Here is a 24,630-nt window from a genome sequence, read left to right on the forward strand (position 1 = left end):
GCGGGTCGGTGGCCATTGAGCAGGTTCTTGCCCGGTGTACTGAAAAGGTCGAGCATCCGAGGCTCTACTCCCTGTTTGAAGCAGCGGGCTTCCGCTACGGGCCCAGCTTCAAGCCGGTTCATGGCTTGAGCTGCAACCGGACGGAAGCCTTGTCCCGGATTTCCGTCCCTGAGCCGCTGAGAGAGAGTATGGACGACTTCTTGCTGCATCCGGTGCTGCTGGAGGGTGCCTTGCAAACGGCCGGATTTCTGGTGCATCACGGACTGGAAACGGCCTCCCCATACATTCCGTTTGCGCTGGGCAGCCTGGAGATACACAGCAGACTTACGCCGGATTGCTGGGCTTATGCCGCCTTTGCGCCGGAACAGGAGAGCGGCGGTGTAAGAAAGCTGGAGGTGGCTATTGTGGATGAGTCCGGCAGGGTGTTAATCCGAATGAAGGATTATATGGTACGGCCGTTATCGAAGGACAAGCCGTCAGTGCGGACATCGCCGGTAGCTGATGTCCCGGTGGCTCAAGCCGAGGAGCGGAATACAGATGCGCTGCTTGCTTACCTGTGTGAGGAGCTGACCGGCATTCTGGCCGGGATGGTGAATATTCCGGCTGCGGACATATCCGCGACCCGTGACTGGAGCCAGTATGGCATCGAATCGATTCTGTTGACGGAGCTCTCCGGTTTGATTAATGCCAGACTGCATCTGGAGACCACACCCGCTCTTTTCTTCGAGGTGAACGATTTGACTGTCGATAATGTAGCCGGTCATCTGCTCGCCAAGAAGAGGGGAGCACTAGAAGAGCGTCTCAAGGAAAGTGAGCTGCAGCAGATCCGTCAGGAGCATGAACTATCGCGGCTAACCGTTGCAACAGCCTCCTCTCCGGAATACGCCGGCGAAACCGTTCTTTCCTCCGTAAGTGATGAAGGGGGAGCAGAACCGATAGCGATTATTGGCATCGGCGGAAGAATGCCGCAGTCAGACAATCTCGATGCGTTCTGGGAGCATTTACGGGAAGGGCGCGACCTGATTACGGAAATCCCTCCGGACCGGTTCGATTGGCGGGACTACTATGGCGACCCCCGGAAAGAAGCCAACAAGACGAACAGCAGATGGGGAGGGTTTTTAGAGGAGGTCGATAAGTTTGACGCGGCTTTCTTCAATTTAACCCCTGCCGAAGCCAAGTACATGGACCCGCAGCAGCGGCTCTTTTTTGAGACCGTATGGGAGACGATCGAGGATGCGGGGTATAAGCCCCGCAATCTGTCCGGCAGCCGGACCGGTGTATATGTGGGGGTGTCCAACGGGGACTATTCGGAGGTTCTGGCCCAAAGTCCGGTGGATGCCTTGACGATGACGGGGAACAATCATCCGATGATTCCGAATAAAATCTCCTATCATTTTGGCTTCACTGGACCGAGTGAGCCGATCGACACGTTATGCTCCAGTTCGCTTGTGGCGATTCACCGGGCAGTGGAGGATATCCGCAGCGGCCGCTGTGATCTGGCCATTGCCGGCGGGATCAACGTTATCCTGAGTCCCAAGCTGTACATCAGCTACAGCAATGCGGATATGCTCAGCCCGGACGGCCGCTGCAAAACATTTGCCAAGGACGCCAACGGCTTTGTCCGGGGGGAAGGAGTCGGAGCGCTCCTGCTTAAGACGCTCAGCCGGGCGGAGGCAGAGGGTGACCGGATCTATGCGGTAATTCGGGGAAATGCGGTTAACCATTGCGGGCGCTCCAAATCCCTGACTTCACCGAACCCGCTGGCCCAAGCCGAAGTGATTAAAGCCGCTTACGGTAAGGCGGCCATAGATCCGTCTACGGTTACGTATATTGAAACGCATGGCACCGGCACCCCGCTGGGCGACCCTGTAGAGATTAACGCGCTCAAGCTGGCTTTTGAAGAGCTGTATGACCAATGGGGCATTCGTCCTGGAGAAGTTCCGCATTGCGGACTGGGCTCGGTCAAAACAAACATAGGACATCTTGAATCTGGGGCGGGCATAGCGGGGGTACTGAAAATTCTGCTTGCCCTTAAACATAAGACCCTTCCGGCAAGCCTTCATGTGAAGGAGATAAATCCGTATATTGATGTGAAGCATAGTCCGTTCTATATCCTGGAGCAGAGCCGGCCCTGGAGCCGGCTCCGGGACGGAGAGGGGCACCCGGTTCCCCGCAGAGCGGGAGTCAGCTCATTTGGAGCAGGCGGGGTAAATGCCCATCTGGTCTTTGAGGAATATGTGAAGCAAGAGGCGCCCAAGTCTGCAGACATCTCCCGCTCCGGGACTGCCGGCAGCCAGATCTTCGTTCTGTCCGCGAGGAACGAAGAGCGGCTCCTTGCCTACGCCGAGCGGGTGCTGCAGGAGCTTGGACGGACAGAAGCGGATTTGGAGGATATTGCTTTTACGTCCCAGACGGCAAGGGAAGAGCTGGAGGTGCGCTTCTCCGCCGTTGCAGAAGATAGGCATGCACTGGTTCACAAACTTCAGCAGTTTATCCGCGGTGGAACCGGCGACTGGTACAGAGGAAGCATCTATGACGAGGACAATCTGACAAACGCCGGTGCTGCGGAACAGGCTATGATCCAGGAATGGATAGAGCGGTATAATCCGGGGGAGCTTGCGGCTCATTGGGTGAAGGGAGCAAGAATTGATTGGAGATTGCTACATACGTCGTCGGCACGCTCACGGGTAGCTTTTCCGACATATCCGTTCCAGAAAGAACGTCATTGGATAGACGGAACAGACAGCATCAAATGGCTGTACGGGATACCAAGTTCCGGTGGAGCAGGCGCTGAGGGGGGAGAGGTTAAGTTAACGGAGGCAGTCGGCAACCATCCGCTGTATACGGCCAATACCTCAACCTTGCGGCAGGTAAAATTTCTTTCGACACTCCGCAGCACCGCCCCGTTCATCCGGGATCACCGCATACACGGCGGCATGATTGCTCCCGGTGTCATCTACCTGGAGATGGCCAGAGCGCTGGGTGAACTCGCCGCCGAACAAGCGGTTGCGGGATTGCAGGATGTGGTATGGGTTCAGCCGTTGACCGTGCCGGAGGGGGGCAGGGAGCTGTCTGTTTCCTTCTCCGGGCTTGAACGGGATTCGGAAAGGCTTAACTTTGTAATCTCCAGCCTGCAGGCAGACGGGAGCGAAATCGTTCATTGTCAGGGCCGGGTTCTGCTGGGGAGGCAGAGCCGTAAGGAGCCCGACAATCTGCCGCTTGCAGAGCTTATTCGCCAATGCGGCTCAGAAGAGACGGGGAAGGATTTCTACGAGCAGGCGCAGCGGAAGGGTTTCTCCTACGGTCCTGCTATGCGGAGTATCCAAAAAGTGCATAAAAATGAAATGAAAGCGCTCTCCAATTGGATTATACCTAAAGAGTGTAGGTCTTGGGATGCAAAGTATATGCTGCACCCGTCGATTATGGATGGCGCGCTGCAAAGCACAATGGTCTCCGGACTTGAAGAAGCCGGCGATACGGCATATCTGCCCTTCAGCCTGGCAGAGCTGTATTGGTACCGTCCGCTGCCGGAGAAAGGGTACGTGTATGTAACTCCGGCAGGTGCAGGCGGCTTGGATGCAGCGGTCGGGCAGACGTTCAAGAAATATCATATTCGGCTGCTTGACGAAGCGGGCCGTGTCTGCGCAGAGTTTACGGACTTTGCCAAAAAAGCGGCATCCCTTCAGCCTGGACCGCAGCATACGGACAGCTTCCTGTTCACCCGCAGCCGTTGGATCGAAGCGCCGTTGAATGGGGATGGCAGAGAGGAGCGGCCGAGAACTGCCGTCGTATTCGTATCCGGCGAAGAGGCCTTGCTTCAGGTCAAGGATAAGCTGCCTGGTACCGAATGCCTGATTGCCGTTATGCCCGGAACTGAATTTGCGGCATGCGGCAAGCTGGAGTACCGGATCAATCCGGTGAACCGCCGGGATTATGAGGCTCTCTGGAGAGTGCTGCAGGAGCGGGGAATACAGCCGGACAGCCTGCTGAGCATGCTGACGGATGGCCAGGCCGGGCTGTCTGCTGTAGAGTCCGGGTTCTATTCACTGGCCTATATGATGCAGTCCTTTGGACAAATCATGAAGCCGCTGCCGCTGCAGCTTGTGTTCGCCTATCCGGTCCACCGGGAACCGCAGGAGACCGAGGTATACCACGCCGCTGCAAGCGCGCTGCTCAAAAGTATGGCGCTGGAGAACCGCCTGCTGGCGTGCATTTCCTTAAGCTCAGACCAGCCGGATCTTCTGGCTGCACAAGCGGCTGCGGAGCTAAGGCGGGAAGCGAAGCCGGCTGCGGTAGAAGTAGTCCGTTATCAGGATGGGCACAGGCTGACCGGCAAGCTGATCGAATGCGGCCTTCCCCTCAACGGAAAGGGGCCGTCGCCGTTCCGTAACGGCGGGGTCTATATTATCAGCGGCGGCTTAGGGGGCGTAGGCCGGTTGGTGTGCAAGCATCTGTTGTCGGTCTATCAAGCCCGGATAGTCGTGTTTGGCCGTTCTCCGCTCGATGGGGAGAAGGAGCGGGAGCTGCGGGAGCTGGAGGAGCTGGGCGGCGAAATCCTGTATTGGAACAAGGATATTACCAACGGAAGCGATGTGGCCTTCGTCATCGAAGAAACGATACGGTGTTTCGGAAGCATCCATGGTGTGCTGCACCTGGCCGGGACAATCCGCGATGCTTATTTGACGCGTAAAACTGAAGAGCAAATGAGGCAGGTGCTCGCTCCCAAAATCGATGGACTCCTCCATCTGGACACGTATACCCGTGACCTGCCGCTTGACTTGTTTGTCCTCTTCTCTTCGATTTCAGGCCAGATAGGGAATGTGGGACAAAGCGATTATGCTTATGCCAACCACTTTTTGGATCACTTTGCGGTATGGAGGGAGAGCCTTCGCCGGAAGGGGCAGCGTCACGGCAAATCGTTATCTGTCAACTGGCCGCTTTGGCGCGACGGGGGAATGACGATAGATGCTTCCGCCGAAAAACAGATGCTGGAGCTGACGGGCATGGGAGCGATAGACACCGCTTCAGCCTGCAGCATCCTGGAGGCGGGGCTTCATTCCGGGGAAGCCCATGTTACTGTGTTCAGCGGGAACCGGAATCAAATCGCAGCCGTGTTTGGCATCGGCAGAGCAGAGCAAGGTCCGGCTGCGGCCAACGTTGCCGTCCCTGCTCCTGCGGAGGCCGCTGATCTGTCGGCAGAAGCCGTCAGCCGGGAGGCGGCCGATTCGACTGGCTTGCGGGAGCGGACGCTGCATATGCTGACAGAGGTATTTGCCAAGATCAGCGGGATTGCGGTCGATACCTTCCAGGAGCGGGTTCCCTTCGAAAGGTACGGCCTTGATTCCATCATGCTCATGAAAGTCAGCACGGAGTTGGAGGCTTACCTTCCTTCTATGTCCAAGGTGATGTTTTTTGAGCTGCAGACCTTGGGCCAACTGGCAGATTATTTTACGGAGCATTATGAGCTGCCGTTGCGGGAGCATCTGGATATGCTGCATGAAGCTGCTGTGGCAGCCGAACCGTTGACTGATGTGCATGTGCCGGCCGAAGCTGCAGAACCGACGTTCCCGGATTATACCGGACAGCATAACGTTGTTCAGCCGGCAGACCGGCGTGACGGTCAGGAGATTGCGATCGTAGGCGTGAGCGGCAAGTATCCCTCTGCAGCGGACCTGGATGAATTCTGGGAGCGGTTGAAAAGCGGGACCAACTGTATTACCGAGGTGCCGCAGGAGCGTTGGGACGGAGACATGTATTATGATGCCGACCAGGAGGTTCAGGGGAAAAGCTATTCCAAATGGGGCGGTTTCATCGACGGTGTAGACCGGTTTGATCCGTTGTTCTTTAATATTTCTCCGGCAGAGGCGGAGCTGATGGACCCGCAGGAACGCCTGATGCTGGAAACGGTCTGGGCAACGATGGAAGACGCAGGTTATACAAGAGAAACGCTGGGAAGCTCTGTGGGCGTGTTCGTGGGTACGATGTACAAGCATTATCCTTGGGCAGCCAGACATTTGGAGGTTGGGAGCCTGCTCGCCAGCACCTCCTATTGGTCGATCGCGAACCGGATCTCCTATTTCTTTAACTTTCAGGCGCCGAGCATGGTGATTGATACGGCTTGCTCGTCTTCCCTGAATGCTATACACCTGGCCTGTGAGAGCATCAGGCGGGGAGAATGCTTGAGCGCCGTTGCCGGAGGCATCAATCTGACATTGTTGCCCGACAAGTATTTGGGGCTGAGCCAGACCCGGATGATCGGAAGCGCCGACCGCAGCAAAAGCTTAAGCGACGGTGACGGCTACGTCATGGGGGAAGGGGCGGGAGCCGTACTTCTGAAGCCGTTGTCCGAGGCGGTCAAAGACGGCGATGTCATTTATGGCGTCATCAAGAGCAGTTGCTCCAATCATGGAGGGAAAACGAACAGCTTCACCATGCCAAACCCCAATGCGCAGGCAGCGCTCGTAACGAGAGCCGTGCAAGAGGCCGGCATTCCGATAGACACGCTTCGTTATGTGGAATCTGCCGCCAATGGTTCACCGCTTGGCGATATGATCGAGATCCATGCCCTTATCAAAGCGTTTAAGGAGTTGGGCAGCCGACCGGGCAGTATTTCGCTCGGAACGGTGAAGGCCAATATCGGCCATTTGGAAGCGGCCTCGGGGATCTCCCAGCTGACGAAGGTGCTGCTGCAGATGAAACACAGAACCTTGGTGCCGACCATCAGCGCCGATCCGTTGAATCCGGATATTAAGCTTGAGGGTTCGCCGCTATACCTTCAACAATCGCTCCAGGAATGGGAGCCTTCCCCCGGTGAGCCTCTCCGCTCATTGATCGTTTCATTCGGTGCCGGAGGCTCCAATGCCGCACTGGTCGTGGAAGAGTACAGGGTAGCTCAGCCTGGCGGCAGCGAAAGAGCGGATACCTGGCCGCTGTTGTTCGTATGGTCAGCCAAGAATGATGAGCGGCTCATGGAGCATACGCGCCGAATGTACAGCTTCATCGCGAATCATCCAAGCCTACCGGCTGCGGATATCGCTTATACGCTGCTGAGCGGACGCGAAGGGATGGAGAGCAGAGTGGCAATCGTTGCAGAGAGCAGAGCGGATCTGCTGAAGAAGCTGGAGCTTGTCCTGGAGGGAAGCCGCCGCAAGTGGGGGATTTATTACGGAACACTCGACCCTATGGACGGGATATCCGGGAAGGAGGAGGCAGACGATGTGCAGCGGGCTTGGGAACGCGGAGATCTGGGTGGGCTCGCACAGATGTGGGTGAACGGTGCGCAGATCGAAGCCCGCTCGTTCCCGCAGCTGAGTCAGGCCCGCCGTGCTCCGCTGCCGTCGTACCCTTTTGAGCGTAAACGCTGCTGGATTACAGAATCATGGACAGGTGCAGAGCCGGGCGGCAGGATCGCTCCCCCGGAAGAGGTGGCAGCGGGCAGCAAGCCTGAACGGCCTGAAGGATACACACTTGCAGAGCTGGTGAAACAGATGGTCGCCGATATTGTCAAAATTCCGGTTGAAGAGCTAGATGCCGATTTGCCGTTCCACAGGTTTGGTTTTGACTCGTTAAGCGGAATGCGCTTTGTAAATAAACTGAAAGAACGGCTTGGGACAAAAATACCGGTCAGCGCCTTGTACGAACATCCGACCGTTCATAAGCTGGCGCAATATTTAGCGGATGAAGGGATCTGGAGCAGCAACGGATTGACCGAAGCTGACCAGCGCAGAGAAGGTGGCAGCGATGGTGCAGCGGAGGTGTTCCGCATGCTGCTTGCGGGGGTAAAAGCGGGAAGACTTACCGCAGCCGAAGCAAGCAGGCTCCACCAAAGGCTTGTCAAAACTGAAACGAGAGGTGGCTCTAAGCGAGATGAAGCTTGAAGATTTGTACCAGTTGGCATCGGAGCTGTCTGACGAAGAAGCATTGGAGATGTGCAGACAAGAATCGTGGGAAGCCGCTGAACCGGAGCGGGACGAAGCAGCGGGATACCCTTTATCCGAAGGACAAAAAGCGTTATGGGTCATCTATCAGCTCTCCAGGGACAATTACGCGTACAATACGCCCTTGGTCTTCCGGTTGCGGCCGGAAGCCGATCTTCCGGCGCTGAAGCGGGCGGTTGGCCGTCTGGTGAAGCGCCGGACCATCCTGTCCACCCGGATTGCCGTCACAGACGGCAATCCGTTGCAGCATACGGATGCCGGGCTGCCAATCGATATGCTGGAGCAGGACACCGCCCGGATGACGGAGGAGCAGCTGGAGGTCTTGATGAAGGAGGAGGCACGCAGCCCGTTTGAGCTGGAGAACGGTCCGCTGTTCAAGGTACGGCTGTATCGGCGGCCGGATGGTGCGCATTTGTTATTTTTCAACATCCACCACATCATATTTGATGGAATATCCTCCCAGATTCTTGTAGAGGAGCTGGAAGCCTGTTATCAGGCGGAGCTGTCCGGCGGGAACGGCAGTCCCGGAAGCGACGAACTGGATTACGGTGATTATGTGCGGTGGCAGCGGGCATTCTTGGCCGGCAGAGAAGGAGAAGCGCAGAAGCAGTATTGGCTCGGCAAGCTGAACGGGGGGCAAGGCCATATCGAACTCCCGTATGACAAGCAGCGGCCGGCCTCTCCGGGCTTCTCCGGCAAGAGCCAGGCGTATCCGCTGCCCGGAGATACCGCAGAGAGGGTTCGTGAACTGGCTGCCCAACATGGTTTTACTCCATTTATGGTGATGTTGTCCGCTTATACAACACTGCTCTACCGGTACAGCCAGTCCGAGGATATCCCGGTGGGGACTCCGATGGCGGGAAGGCCGGAGGCCTATTTCGAGCGGGTGATCGGCTATTTCATGAACATGGTGGTCATCCGAAGCAAGCTAAATGAGCATTCCCGCTTCATTGATCAGCTTCGTAATGTCAAACAAGCCGTGTTTGAAGCGCTTGAGAACAGCGACTATCCGTATTTCACACTGCTTCAGGATATGCGCAGACAGGATAAGTCGGTCCAGTCTCTGTTCAATACGGCATTCTATTACCAGAACTGGCTGGAGCAGCCGGGTCTCAACAAGGCATCTGCCTTGATTGCTGGCCCGTATGAAGGGCTTCGCCAGGAGGGCGAATTCGATTTGACTCTGGAGATTATGGACCTGGGGGACGGATACCGGCTGTACTGGAAGTACAACCCGGATCTGTTCGAGGACCGTACGATTGAGCGGATGAACCGGCACTATGTCAATGTGCTGTCGGCCTGCGTTGCGGATACGGAGCTTTGTCTGTCGGAGATCGGCATTATGGAGCCTATGGAAGCAACCGGGATGCTGGACAAGCTGAACCATACGGAATGCACCTATCCGATTGACAAGAGCGCCGCCTGTTTGTTCGCAGAGCAGGCAGAGGCGGCTCCCGCTGCCACAGCGGTAATTTCAGGCGGACAAGCGCTGACCTACGGGGAACTGGATCGAAGAAGCGATGTTCTGGCATCTTATCTCCAGTCCAGGGGGATCGGCAGAGGCCGGTTGGTTGGCGTATTTATGGAGCGGTCGGTTAACCTGCTGACGGCATTGATCGGGGTGCTGAAAAGCGGAGCCGGCTTTGTGCCGCTGGACCCGCTCTATCCGCCAGACCGCATCCGGATGATGCTTGAAGACAGCGAAACTTGCTGTGTTATCAGCGAGGCCGGTCTGTTAAGCCTGCTGCCGGAAGGAGCTGCCACCGGGCTTGCCATGGACTCCGAGTGGTCCGGCATTGAAGCGGCGGCCGGGAGTTACGGCAAGCCGTCCCGAGAGCATGATCCGAAGGATGCGGCCTACGTCATTTTCACATCCGGCTCCACCGGACGTCCGAAAGGAGTCGAGGTGGCGCATCAAGGGCTGACGAACTTTCTGTGCTCAATGGCTGAAGCGCCGGGATTCGGAGCAACGGATCATCTGCTTGCCGTCACCACCGTGTGCTTTGACATTGCCTATCTGGAATTGCTTCTGCCCCTGGTTTGCGGCGGGGTTGTGGAGCTTGTGCCCTCGCATGTGGCTAAGGACGGAATTGCGCTGAAGGACCGGATTGAAGAAGGCGGGTTTACCGTCATGCAGGCCACTCCGGCTACCTGGAGCATGCTGCTCAAGGCCGGCTGGAGCGGAAGCAGACCTTTCAAGCTACTGTGCGGAGGGGAAGCGTTGTCGCCCGGATTGGCCGATCAGCTGTTGGAGCGGGCCGGAGAAGTGTGGAATATGTATGGACCTACCGAGACGACAATTTGGTCGTCGGTCCTGAAGGTCAGCGGCGGCTCGCCGATCAGCCTGGGTCATCCGATCGCCAACACGCAGATGTATGTGCTGGATCAGAGGCTGCAGCCTTGTCCGCCGGGAGTAGCAGGAGAGCTGCATATCGGCGGATATGGTCTCGCCAATGGGTATTGGAATAACCGGAAGGATACGGACGCTAAATTCATTGTCCACAGTCTGGACGGCGGAACCGGGAAGCGGCTCTATAAGACGGGAGATCTGGCCTGTTACAGAGCGGACGGAACCATTGAATACTTAGGGCGGATGGACAATCAGGTGAAGATTCGCGGTTACCGCATCGAGCTGAGTGAAATTGAAACCGCATTGAAAGGGATCAGCGGGGTGCAGGATGCGGTTGTAGTGCTCCGCAATGAAGGTGAACGCAGGCCATTGACGGCTTTTCTCATAACCGGAAATGCGGCGGAGCCGGAAGCGGCGCTGCTTAAGAAGCGGTTGGCCGAAGTGCTGCCGGACTATATGATTCCTGCCCATTATATTGCCGTTGAGACATATCCGCACACCTTGAATAACAAAATTGACCGGAAAACATTGTCAACGGCACCGCTTGCAGATCTTCGGGGGATCGGGACAGCAGCTGCTGCGGAACAACCGGGACCAACGGAACCGAGAGGCTCCGAAATTGCGGCAGAGGATATGAAAGGCGGGCTGATCCGGGCGATCGCCGGCATAATGGAGCTGGACCCGGACGAAATTGACACAAATGTGCCAATCGGCAATTACGGCTTCGATTCCATCTCGTTTACGGACCTTGGGGTTGCGGTCAACCGTCTTTTTGGCATCAAAATAAATGCGACACTGTTCTACGAATACAGCACGATTGACAACATCGCCGCCTACTTGTCGGAACAGGTCAGCATTGTCCCGGCACTCCGCTCCGAGCCGGTGACGGAGGCTGCCGGGCAGGCTCCGGCGGAGGCGGAAGGGGGCCGGCGTGCGGCAGCGCCAGGCGAAGCCGGGGCGGTGCTGTCCGGTAATGCCGGCGCGGCTGCCGAACAAGACCGGGAGGACAACCGGATTGCCATCGTCGGCATGTCGGCGCGGCTGCCCGGTTCACCCACTCTGCAGGACTTCTGGAATAACCTGGAGCGCTGTGCAGATTTGGTTACGGAAATTCCGGAGGACCGCTGGGATTACCATTCGTTCTACGGAGATTCCAAGAGAAGCAGCAATAAGAGCCATTCCAAATGGGGCGGATTCATGTCCGGCGTAGACCATTTCGACTCCCTGTTCTTCGGGATATCGCCTAGAGAAGCCGAGATTATGGACCCGCAGCAGCGGCTGTTTCTGGAAGTGGTCTGGGAGACCTTCGAGAATGCCGGTTACAGGCTGTCCGAGCTGTCGGGGTCGGATACGGGAGTTTTTGTCGGCTGCACAGGAACCGATTTTCTGGATGTGCTGCAGTCCAGCGGCAAAGCGATCAACGCCCATTCCATTTCAGGGCTGTCCCGCACCGTCATCCCGAACCGGGTTTCCTATCTGTTCAATTTCCATGGACCCAGCGCCGTTGTCGATACAGCATGCTCCAGCTCGCTGGTTGCAGTACATAGAGCGGTTGCCGCCATCCTGAACGGCGAATGCTCCATGGCTATCGCCGGAGGCGTCAATCTGATCCTCAGCCCCTTTGCTCACATTGCCCTGAGCAAAACGGATATGCTGAGTCCGGACGGACGCTGCCGGGCCTTCGACCAAAGCGCCAACGGCTATGTCCGCGGCGAAGGCATTGCGGCCGTGTTGTTAAAGCCGCTGGCTCAGGCGGTTGCGGACGGCGACCACATTCACGGGGTCATCTGCGCCTCGGCGGAGAATCACGGCGGTCGTACTAATTCTTTGACCTCCCCGAATGTCAACGCCCAAGCGGATCTGCTGGTCCAGGCTTACCGGAAGGCAGGGATTGATTCCTCCACCGTTACCTATCTGGAAGCTCATGGAACCGGGACGGCGCTCGGTGATCCGATCGAGATTAACGGAATCAAAAAAGCGTTCGACACCTTGGGGCATTGGAGCGGCGGCAGCAAGGACGCAGAGCCTTACTGCGCCATCGGTTCAGTGAAAGCGAACATTGGCCACCTTGAGGCTACCGCAGGAATTGCCGGTCTGCTGAAGGTGCTGTTGGCGATGAAGCACCGGACGATACCGGGCAATCCGCAGCTGAGCGAGCCTAATCCGCTGATTGAGCTGGAGCGCTCCCCGTTCTATCTGGTGCGCGGCACACAGGCCTGGAAGCGGCTTACGGGCAAGGATGGAAGGGATATTCCATTCCGTGCCGGGGTCAGCTCCTTCGGCTTCGGCGGAGTGAATGCCCATATCGTCATCGAGGAATTCATGCAGCCTGACAGCGTGGTCAGCGACGACACCGGCGAAGAGTTCCTGATCGTTCTGTCCGCCCAAACCGCAGAGGCTCTCCGGGAGTATGCGGAAAGGCTGCTGAACTTCCTGGAGAATGCTCAAGCGGTCAGCTCCATTACCTTGAGTAAGCTCGCATTTACGTTGCAAACGGGCCGTGAGGAGTTCGAGGAACGCCTTGCGCTGTCAGTTCATTCACTGGATGAGCTGCAAGAAATGCTGATCTCATTTATCGACGGGCATGCTCCGGCGGGCAATCTGTTCCGGGGAAGCGCCGGTGGCGATGGACAGAGCGTCCATCAGTTGCTGGAGGGCTCCGAAGGAGCGGATTACGTCCGTATGCTGATAAAGAACAAGCGGTACCGGAAGCTGGCCTCTCTGTGGGCCGACGGAGCACGGATCGACTGGAAGCTGCTGTACAGAACCAAGCCGGGCAAGCTGCCGCTGCCGGTGTATCCTTTTGCCCGGACAGCCTTTAAGCTGCCGGTGGATTTCAACGAGCTGCTGAAACCCGCCGCCAGAAAGGCCCCGTTGATCGACCGGGTGTATCCGGCGCCGGGCGATGCGGCGGTCTGCTTCCACAAAACGTTCAACGGACGCGAGCCGATCCTGAAGGACCATGAAGTAAACGGCATGGAGATCATGCCCGGCGTAGGCTACCTTGAAATGGTGCATCAGGCGGCGTCCATGTTCAGATCCGGCCCGTTTGTCCTGTCGAAGCTGGCGTGGCTCCAGCCGCTGACTGTTGCAGAGGAGCAGCTGGATGTCTACGTGCTTCTCAAGGAGCGCGGGGAGCAGCAATTCGGCTATGAGGTGCGCAGCGGCGGCACAGAGGGAATGCTGCATGCCCAAGGCACCATCGGCAAGGCCTCCGAAGTTCAGGAAAGCAGGCAGGTGTCCATTCCGGACATTCAGGCGCGTTGCCGGACAGTGCATGAACGGGAGCCTTTTTACCGTCTTATCCGTGATGCAGGCATTCATTACCGGACCTACTTTCAGTCGGTGCAGCGGATATGGTCCAACGGGGAAGAGGCGCTGGGCGCCATGCAGCTTCCTGCGGACTATGCCCATGAGCTGGAGGAATATAATCTTCACCCATCTCTGGCGGACGGCGCGCTGCAGACGATGGCCATTCTTATGAACAAGGGCGGCGCCCCCCGAATCCCGTTCGCTGCCGAACGAGTGGAATTCTTTCGCCCGCTTACCGCTGAATGTTACGCCTATGTGCAGAGAAACGGCGAGCATTCATTCCATCTGGCCATTCTGGATGATAAGGGCAACGTATGCGTTGCCTTCACGGAGCTGATGTCACGGGGAGTGAAGCAGCCTGCGTCCGGAATGTATTATTCCACGCAGTGGAAGCAGGCAGGCTCGGCCGATTCCAGCGCAGCCCTAACCGGACATGAACAAGTTCTGGTCATTGCGCCGCAGCTACCGGTAGAGCTTGCACCTGAGTTCAGACAGCGGTTCCCGAATGCGAAGATGCTTCGTATGGGCCGGCGGACGTTCTGCGTCCACGAACATGAGTATGAGATGGATACAGCCGATCCGCAGGCGTTCGAGCCTTTGCTCGAGGCCATCGGCCCCGTCGATCAGGTGTATTTCCTGGGCGGGCTGCACGCTTGCGTCTATGGACCGGCTGACTTGAACAGGATACGGGAGCTGGAGGAGCAGGGGGTTATCGCGTTGTTCCGGCTCATCCAGGCGCTCGGCAAGCGGGGAAGGACCAGACAGCCGCTCAGGCTGCTTATTGTGACCAACCAGGCGGCGATCGTCACGGGAACGGAGACTGCGAATCCGGGGGCTGCATCTCTGATCGGCTTTGCTATGGGGGCGGCAGCGGAATATCCGGCCTGGCGCATTCGCCATCTTGATATATCCTTGCAAGAAGCTGACCCGGCGGATCTAACGGCGAAGCTGATCGCTTATAACACGCAGGATGTCAGTGAAGGAGAGGGGCTGACCGCTCTGCGGGGCGATCGGCTGTACCGGCAAGCTGTATACGGGCTGGAGCTGCCTCCTGCCGCCCATAGCGCCTTCAAGCAGCAGGGAGTGTATTTTATCGTGGGCGGTGCAGGCGGCATCGGCCGAAGCTTGAGCGAATACTTGGCGGCCCAATACCGGGCCCGGTTGGTCTGGGTGGGAAGACGTACGCTGGACGAAGAAATCGGACATGCAATCCGGAGCATTGAAGCCAAAGGCGGAGAAGCCGTCTACCTTCAAGCGGATGCCAGCGACGCTGCACAATTGGGACTGGCGGCGGCACAGGCGGTGGAGCGTTTCGGCGCAATCGACGGAGTTATCCATTCCGCCCTTACGCTGCGGGACCAGACCATTGAATCCATGTCCGAGTCCGTTCTGCGGGAGGTGCTCGCGCCCAAAGTTGCAGGCACGGCGGCCCTTTACCATGTATTCAAGGAAGCGCCGCTTGATTTCATGCTCTTCTTCTCCTCCACCAGTTCGTTTCTCAGGAGCGCAGGGCAGAGTAATTACGCGGCAGGCTCCAGGTTCCAGGACCTGTTCGCTCAAGCGATATCCTCTGCGGCCCGCTTCCCGGTTAAGCTAATCAACTGGAGCTACTGGAGCGAAACCGGAATAGTGGCGGGCAAAAATTATGTAGAGCGCCTCAATTCACTTGGAATGACCGGCATCCACACCGGTGAAGGCATGGAGACGATCGAACGGGTCCTTGCGAGTCCGGTGGAGCAGGTGATTGTCATCAAAGCCTCTCCGCGGATACTGGAGGTGCTGGGATATGATCCGGAGCTGAAGCTGATCGCGCATCGGCCATCATCTCCCGCAGCCTCCCTCGCCCTGCCGCCGGCTCCGGAACCGACGGGAACCGCGGAGGTGGACCGGCTCATCGCCGGATTCCGCAGTGTGGAAGCATACGGCATGCATAGGCTGGCCGGCGTAATTCGGAGAATGGGCGGTTCGCAGCATTCCGGTGAATCGCATAGCATAAGCGGACTGCGGGAACGTCTGGGAATCATTCCGGCATACGACCGGCTGTTCGATGCGATCGTGCGTATGCTGGCCGGTCGCGGCTACATGCTGCTGGACGGGAATTCGGCCGCGATGCTGCCACGATTGGACCAGCCGGAGACAGCGCAGCCGAGCCAACAGGACATGCTTGAGGCCTATCCGCTGCTGAGCCCTTACGTTGCGCTGCTCGATACGTGCCTGGAGGCGTATCCCGAAGTGCTGACCGGCAAGCTGGACCACATGCAGGTGCTGTTCCCGGACGGCTCCAAATCGCGGGTAGAGCCGATCTACAAAGGCAATGCGCTGGTGGATTATTACAACAAGACCGTAGCTTCGCTGATCCGCCGGATCGTTGAAGCCCGTCTGAAGGCCAATCCGGGCGAGGTTGTCAAGGTATTGGAAATCGGTGCGGGAACAGGGGGCACCAGTGTTTTTGTTTTCGATGCCCTTAAGGATTTGCGGGAGCAGATTGAATACTACTATACAGACATATCCCCTGGGTTTACCCGGTACGGAGAGAAGCAGTACGGGGAGACCAGCGGGTTCGGACTGTTCCTAACGCTGGATATTGAGAAGGACATCGAAGCCCAGGGCTTTGAGCCGGATTCGATGGATATCTGCTTCGCCTCCAACGCCATTCACGCAACGGGGGATATTCAGCGGGCTCTCGGCCATGTGAAAAGACTGCTGAGAACGGGGGGGCAGCTTATTCTGAACGAGCTGACCTCCCTTCAGGTATTCTCAACACTGACCTTCGGCTTAACGACCGGCTGGTGGCTGTTTGAAGATCCCGAGAAGCGGATTCCGGGATCTCCGCTGTTGAGCCCAAGGCAATGGAAGGAGGTGCTCGGATTATGCGGCTTCCGCCATACCCGACTGGTTGATTTGCCGCAGCGGGAAGGGGAGGACAGGAGCCAGAGCATTATTGTGGCGGAGAGCGACGGTGTCGCCCGCCTGCCGCAGCCGACACAGCTCCATCCGGCAACCGAACCGGTGCCGCCCAAGGCAGCGCTGCCTGCCGCTGCTGAAGTCCGGCCGGAGCCGGCCGTCGTACAGGGAAGCCCGGCTCCCGCTGCGGAGCAGAACGTTCTGGAGGAGCTGCGCGAAATGTTCGCTGCGGTGCTGAAGATTGCTCCGTCGGCGCTGAAGCCGGATGTGCCTTTTGAGAAATACGGGGTCGATTCCCTGATTATCATCGAGCTGAATAAGCTGTTCGAAGAGAAGTTCGGACAAGTATCCGGCACAGTATTGTTTGAGAACTCCACGCTTAGGATGCTAGCCGCCTATTTTATGGAGCATCACCGGGAACAGGTTGAACGCAGCTTCACCAAGGAGCCTGCGGAAGCTGCTGCGCCGGTTGTACATGAGAACGACCTGCCCGATAGGTTTACGAAGGAGCCGCCGACAGCTGCTGTGCAGGAGCCCATCCACACAACATGGCGCGGCTCACTCCGGGAACAGCCTGCCGACATACCGGCGACGGGCAGTCATGCTCCTGCTGCAGCGGGGACGGGGGAAATCGCTGTAATCGGACTAGCCGGCCGTTACCCGCATGCCGATTCGCTGGATCAATTCTGGGATAACCTTGCCGCCGGCAAGAACTGCGTTGCGGAAATTCCGCCGGACCGTTGGGACTGGTCGGCCCATTATGATCCGTCCGGCTCTTCTGCGGACAAGAGCTACAGCAAATGGGGCGCTTTTATTGCGGACCCTGACAAATTTGATGCCGAGTTCTTTGAATTCAATGCAGGGTATGCGGCAGAGATGGACCCTCAAGAGCGCATCATGCTGGAGCTGACTTGGCATCTGCTTGAAGATGCGGGGTATCCGTACCGGTCATTGTCGGAGCAGGGACTGAAAACAGGTGTTTTTCTCGGTGTTATGTATGGGACTTATGGGATGATGGGGGCGCTGGCTTCGGCAGAGGGCGCTAACAGCCATGCTCAATCCTCGTATTGGCTGATCGCCAACCGCATCTCCCATTACTTTGATTTCAAAGGACCGAGCTTTGCCGTGGACTCCGCTTGCTCGTCCTCGTTAACGGCTCTGCATCTGGCCTGCGAGAGCATCCGTCGCGGAGAATGCAATACGGCGGTCGTCGGAGGGATTAATCTGATCCTGCATCCGAGACATTTGCAGCGGTTGTCCAATCTGCACAACCTCAGCTCGGACGACAAGACACGAACCTTCAGTGGGGAGGCAGACGGCTTTGTTGTCGGAGAAGGAGCCGGAAGCGTGCTGCTGAAGCCGCTTGAGTTGGCTGTGCGGGACGGAGACCGGATCTACGGGGTAATCAAAGGCACGGCCGTTAATTCGACCGGAAATGCCGGAGCCTTCATGTCGCCCAATCCGGCGGTGCAGGGTGCTTTGATTGCGGAGGCGCTGGAACGGGCACAAGTCGATCCACGGACCATCAGCTGTCTGGAGGCCCATGGAACAGGCACAGCTCTGGGAGATGCCGTAGAAATCAGCGGCTTGACCAAAGGTTTCCTTCCTGGCGGTGCAGATCGGCAGTATTGCGCAATCGGGTCGGTCAAATCGAATATCGGCCATCTGGAAGCAGCTGCCGGAGTATCCGCCCTGACGAAAGTGCTGCTTCAGCTGAAGCATCGGCAGCTTGTGCCCACCCTGCATGCTGAGAATCCGAATTCCTATTTGAAGCTTGAACGGACCCCGTTCCGCCTTCAGTTGGAGCTTGAGGAATGGAAGGCTCCGGTCATTGCTGGGATGGTGCTCCCACGGCGGGCGGGCGTCAGCTCATTTGGCGCCGGCGGAGCCAACGCCCATGTAATTGTGGAAGAGCATACGGCTGCCGAGCGGCCCGGATACGGAGAACAGCCGCATCTGATTGTGCTCTCCGCCAAGAAGGATGCAAGACTCCATGCCTATGCAGCCAACCTGTATGCGTATCTACAGGAGCATTCCGAGCATTCACTCGGGGAGATTGCGTATACGCTGCAAAAGTCCAGGTACCACATGGACAGAAGATTGGCCTTTATTGCAGAATCCAGGGAGAACCTTCTGCACATGCTTCGTCAGGCCTCCACCGGCGATTATACCGGCATGCTGTGCGGGGGCGCGGAGCCGGATTTCGAGACGGATGATGAAGCGGTAAGCGCAGCTATTCAGGAACGGAATCTGCCGCAATTGGCCCGGCTGTGGCTGGCCGGCAGCCGAATCGACTGGCCTGCCCTGTATGCACATGGCACACCGGCGCTTGCGACGCTGCCGGGGTATCCGTTCGAGCGGGTCCGGCACTGGTTGAAATCCGGTAAGAACGGGGACGGCCTTCTGCTGCCGCCGGTTGAACGGCCTGCCGGGGAGCGTTCGGGAACCGGCGTCTACACCCGCACCTTCAGATACAATGAACCTTATCTGCGCGACCATGTTACATTCGGGAAGCAGGTGATGTTGGGCGTTACCCATTGCAGCCTGGCACTTGAGGCAGCCCGGAAGGCGTATCCCGATAGACCTCAGGCGCATATCCGCAACCTTCTGCTGATAGAGCCGGTTATCGTGGAGCGGGATGAGTGGGTGGAGGTCGGCATTCAGATGGACGGCGCTGCCTTTGCCAGCGTGTATTCCGGCGGAGCGCACAGCGGACCAAGGGAAGCGGCGCGGGGAGAGTATTACTTCTCCTATGAAGCGGAGCCGCCGCCCCTGGATGTGGAGGACTTCATCCGCCGCAGTGACCGGACGTATACTGCCGGAGACATCTACACAAGGAAGAAGCCCGGCGTATACGGACCGGCTCTCCAGACGGTAGCCGAAGCGTATGTATGCGGGGGTGAGGCGGTAGGCAAGCTCAGGCTCACAGATGAAATGCTGCGGGACGGGCAGCGGTACTTCGTTCATCCGGCTTATCTGGACGGAGCGATGGTTACCCGGTTCGCGCTGCTGGAGGATAGCGGAGAGCCGGAGCCGTTCATTCCCCTGATGGTCAAGAGAATAACCGTCTTCCGGCCGCCGTCGGGCATTTGTTACAGCCGGGTGCAGCCGGTTAAGAGCAATGAAGAAATGTGGGAGGTGGATCTGACGCTGTATGACGAAACGGGAGCCCCTTTGGTAAGGCTGGAGGGCTTTGTCGCCAAAAGAGTGAGAACCGATGAGGACGACAGGCGCAGGAAGGATCCGGTGTTTGCGGCCGTTTCGGCCGGAGAGCCGGAGGAGGCGGCAGAGACGGGTGGACCGATCCCGGCGGTCAGAAGCTATATTGCCGGGAAGCTTGCCGGAATTTTGCAGGTGCCCGCATGGTCGCTCAAGCCGGAGAAGAACTTTATGGACATGGGTGCCACTTCGATGGTGCTGGTTAACCTATCGCAGACAATCGCAAGCGATCTGGATGTGGAGCTTTACCCGACGCTGTTCTTCGAATACCCGACTATTGGCGCGTTGTCGGAATATCTGGCGAATGAGTATACGCAGCAGTGCTCCGCTTATTTAGCCGGTGCAGAGCTTCTCAGCCCTGCCGAGGCGATTGCCGCGGCAAGCGAAAAGGAGCCGGGAGGGCGAGCAGCGGCGCATATGCGTGAGGCGCAGGCCAAGGCAGGGATTGTGCTGGAGGAACGGAAGGAGGCGGACGATCCGTTGGCCGATACCGGTGCGGCGGAGAATGGGGCAGTCGCCATCATCGGGATAAGCGCGATGCTGCCGGGCTCGGAGGATCTGGAGGACTTTTGGAGCAAGCTCGAAGCAGGCGAAAATCTTGTAAGCGAGATTCCCGCAGATCGCTGGGACTGGCGGCGCTACTATAAGAATAACCCGGATGAACCGGGCACAACGAATATTATCTGGGGCGGGTTCATGAAGCACATGGATACCTTCGATCCGGGCTTCTTCGGCATCTCTCCCAGGGAGGCCAATCTGATGGACCCGCAGCAGCGGCTTAGTCTCCAGCTTGTCTGGAGCGCCATTGAGGATGCGGGCTATAATCCAAGGCAACTGGCCGGCAGCAATACAGGAGTGTTCATCGGCGTGGCAGGACATGATTATGCCGACGTATTGGCCAAGGGAGTTGTCGAGAGCGAAGCGCAAGCGCTGACGGGCAATGCCCATAACGTGCTCACCGGCCGGATCTCCTTCCTGCTGGATCTTCACGGTCCAAGTGAGCCGATCGATACGGCTTGCTCCAGCTCGCTCGTCGCTGTGCACCGTGCGGTTGAATGCCTGAGCAACGGCGAATGCGATTTAGCTCTGGCCGGGGGCATTAATGTCATTGCAAGCCCCTCCTTGTATGTTTCGTTCGACAGCGTCGGCATCTTGAGTCCCGACGGCAAGTGCAGGACGTTCGACAAGGATTCGAGCGGTACGGTCCGCGGCGAAGGAGCGGGAATTCTGCTGCTGAAGCCTCTGAACCAGGCCGTTCGGGATGGAGACCACATCTACGGCGTCGTTCGGGGAACCGCTGTCAACCACGGCGGCAAAGCCGGGTCCCTCACAGCGCCCAACCCGAAGGCGCAGGCCAATGTCGTCGCAGCCGCTTATGAAAAGGCAGCGATCGATCCGGGCACCGTCGGCTATATCGAAGCCCATGGAACCGGCACTGCCTTAGGTGATCCGGTGGAGATTAACGGTTTGAAGGCAGCGTTTAAACGACTGTACGGCAAGTGGAGCCGCACGTATAACGGCCCGCATATCGGCATTGGCACTTTGAAGACGAACGCCGGTCATCTGGAGACGGCGGCGGGGGTAGCCGGAATCCTGAAAATTGTCGGGGCGATGAAACGCGGGGTTTTACCGGGCCTCCTTCATTTTGACGAGATCAATCCGTATATTCAGCTAACCGGCAGTCCGTTCTATCTGGTCAAAGAGACGCAGCCCTGGAGCCGGATCAAGGACAACTCCGGTCGCGAGCTTCCTTACCGGGCCGGCATCAGCTCCTTCGGATTCAGCGGAGTGAATGCCCATATTGTATTGGAAGAATACACCGGCGCTTGTCTGCCGGAGCCTGATCGGGAAGATGTGCTGATTACTCTGTCTGCACGCAACGAAGAGCGGCTGCGGGAATATGCGGAATCGTTGAGCCGGTTCTTGAAGCAGAGCGGGACCGGGGAGTCCGGCCACGCTGCAGCAAGGCTGCAGGCTATCCTTACCGGCGAGGTGCAGCAACTGGTCGCCGAGATTGCCGGAATTTCAGGCGAGGACCTGGATGGCGAAACTCAGCTTATGGAGTGCGGCTTGGACACCATTCTGCTTGCCCGGTTGGGGGAAGCGGTGGAGGAGCGGTTCGGCCCAGGAATGGAGAGCATGGAATGGCGGCCGGAATGCCGCATTAAGGAGCTGGTGCGAATCCTTGCTGCCACAGCATCTGTGAAGCGCCGCTTCGGCCGGCACAGGGGAGCTGCTGCAGGTGTCAGTCTGCGGCAGATTGCGTACACGCTGCAAACGGGCAGAGAGGCCATGGAAGCAAGACTTGCCTTTATCGCCGAGGACCTGGAGGATCTGCAGGCCAAGCTTGAAGCTTACCTTGACGGAGCAGCGGCTGGAGATTCCGGCATCAGCTCATCGCAAGGTAGGGGGGCTCACAGGTCCGAAGACGACCTGGAGGCAGAAGTGGCACAACTGAAGCTTCCCGAAGAGCTGGAGCGGCTCGCTGCCTTGTGGGCGCAAGGCGCTGATTTCAGCGAATGGAACCGGCTGTATCCTTCCGGCTTGCCCGGAAGAGTACAGCTGCCCGCATATCCGTTCTCCCGCCAACGCTATTGGGTGGAACCGCTGGCGGAGGTGTCCGCCGGGTCGGGAGAGCCGCCTGCCGTTGTCCCGCAGGCGGCTCTGACCGCACTCATCGACAGCAATGAATCGAATTTAGTCCGCCAGTGCTATAAGAAGCTGCTGCGGGCGGAAGCGTTCTATCTGCAGGATCATATCGTTGACGGCCGCATGATTCTGCCCGGTGTGGTCCACCTGGAGATGGCCCGCATGGCCGGGGAATTGGCGCATCCGTACCAGCATGTGACCGGCTTGGCCAACGTCACGCTGATTCAGCCGCTGCAATTGACGGGAGAGCCTGTCGAAGCATGGACCTCCATTCATCAGTCGGCAGCGGGCTATGACTTCAGGATTAGCCTGGAAGACGGAACGGTCAGCTCTCAAGGCGAGATTCACTACGGGGCCCTGCCGGATGTTCCGTCCGAACGTTTAGATCTGCAGGGAATCGCCCGGCGGTGCCGCACGGAAATGGAGCAGAACGAATTTTACGATTTGTTTGAGGGTGCCGGATTTGCCTATGGTACAACCTTCAAGCCGCTGCGTCGAATCTCCTTTTACGGTGATGAGGCGCTCGCGAGCATTCATTTGCCTGACCGCTTGCAGCAGGATTTCCATTCATTCCTGCTGCATCCCGTCCTGATGGAGGGGGCGCTGCAGACTGCGGGCTTTCTGGCCAACCGCCATGCGCAAAAGGAAAGTCCGTACATCCCGTTTGCGATTGGCAGTCTTGAAATCTACGGTGAACTGCCGGAGCACTGTCTGGCGTATGCCTCGTTCTCGTCCTCTGCATGCGAAGAAGAGGTGCTGAGGCTGGATGTAAGTCTGGTCGATTCCGAGGGGAACGTGCGAGTCAAGATTAAGGACTACAGCGTGAGGCCGCTTATCCGGCGTGGTAACGGCCAATCCCTCCTGTACCGTCCTGCTTGGGAGGAGAAGCAGAGGGAGCAGGATGACGTTCCCGTGGAGGGTCCGATCGTGCTGTTCCATGATGACAGCAGCTTATGCGGGACATTGTCCGCAGCGACGGGCCAACGGGTCATTCTTGTGAAGCCGGGAGATCGCTTTAGGCGCATGGGGACCGACAGCTATTTGATAAATCCGTTATATGAAGAGGAATACCGCCAATTATTTGAAGAGCTGGAGGAAGTGGCTCCGGGCTACTCACATATCGTACACATGTGGTCGCTTGAAGCACGGGGCGAGAGCATTTCCCCGACCGACCAGCTTGATCGCGGCCTGTTGTCACTCTTCTATGTGAGCAGGGCTGCTGTTGCTGCCGATTCGGACCATGAGGTCCGGATGGTTCATCTGTATCGGCGGGATGATCCAGCAGGCGCGGCCGTCGGCGGCTTTTACAAAAGCTTATATCTTGAGAACAGACACTGGCTCGGCCGTTCCGTCGGTATGGACCCGGATGCCCCGGAGCTGCTTCCGGAAATTCTTCTACGGGAGCTTACCAGCGGCGGACCTGAGCGGGAGGTGCGTTATCTCGGCGTTGTGCGGCAGGTGAGAAAGCTTGAGATTTACGAGCCGTCACACGTAAACACCACGCCCTTGAGGGAGAACGGCGTTTATTTGATTACGGGGGGCGCGGGCGGCATAGGGTTTCAGGTCGCCCTGCATCTGGCCAAAAATTACCATGCCAGGCTGGTATTGAACGGCAGAACGGCTATGAACGAGGGGATTGCGGCCAAGCTTGCTGAATTGGAACGGGCGGGAGGCCAGGCGGTCTATGTGAGCGGAGATATATCCGACCAAGCGGATGTGGGATTCGTGCTGAGACAGGCCAAAGCCCAGTTCGGCCGGATTAACGGAATTCTCCACTGTGCTGGCATTATCCGGGATTCTATCGCCCTCCGCAAGCAGCGCGAGGATATCATGGATGTGCTGGAGCCCAAAATTTCCGGCGCGGTTTATCTGGATGAGGCGTTGCGGGATGAGCCGCTGGATCTGTTCGTCCTGTTCTCCTCGATATCGGGCGAGATCGGCAACGTTGGGCAATGTGACTATGCCTATGCCAACAGCTTCCTAGACCATTTTGCCCGCAAACGGGAAGCGCTGCGCATGGAGCATAAGCGTTACGGTAAAACCGTCTCCATCAATTGGCCATTGTGGGAGGACGGCGGCATACCGGTCGATGAGGCAACCAGGCGTTTCATGAAACAAACATTGGGGTTGTTGCCCCTTAGCCATGAACAGGGAATCCGCTTATTCGAGGAATGTCTGGGGTCTGACGAGGAGCAGCTGATGGTGCTTTACGGCAACCGGGACAGAATGAAGGCCGTGCTTATCGGATCATGAGGCAGA

Annotated in this window: 2 protein-coding genes (1 of these 2 running past the window's edge); both read left to right on the forward strand. The window is 57.9% G+C overall.

Features of this window, described 5'->3' with window-relative positions:
* Window positions 1–7,877, forward strand: partial view of a non-ribosomal peptide synthetase gene (locus A3842_RS31765; protein WP_143186120.1) — the 3' end only. It extends 14,911 nt beyond the left edge of the window; only the last 7,877 of its 22,788 coding nucleotides appear in the window; its start codon lies off the left edge, out of view; the stop codon is at window positions 7,875–7,877.
* The gene (locus A3842_RS01640; protein ID WP_143186121.1) at window positions 7,831–24,624 is read left to right on the forward strand and encodes a non-ribosomal peptide synthetase; all 16,794 of its coding nucleotides are present in this window, start codon (window positions 7,831–7,833) and stop codon (window positions 24,622–24,624) included. Before A3842_RS31765 ends, A3842_RS01640 begins: the two co-directional genes overlap by 47 nt.
* Window positions 24,625–24,630: the final 6 nt, after the last annotated feature.

The organism is Paenibacillus sp. P3E, assembly GCF_001909045.1.
Taxonomy (GTDB): Bacteria; Bacillota; Bacilli; order Paenibacillales; family Paenibacillaceae; genus Paenibacillus_AQ; species Paenibacillus_AQ helianthi.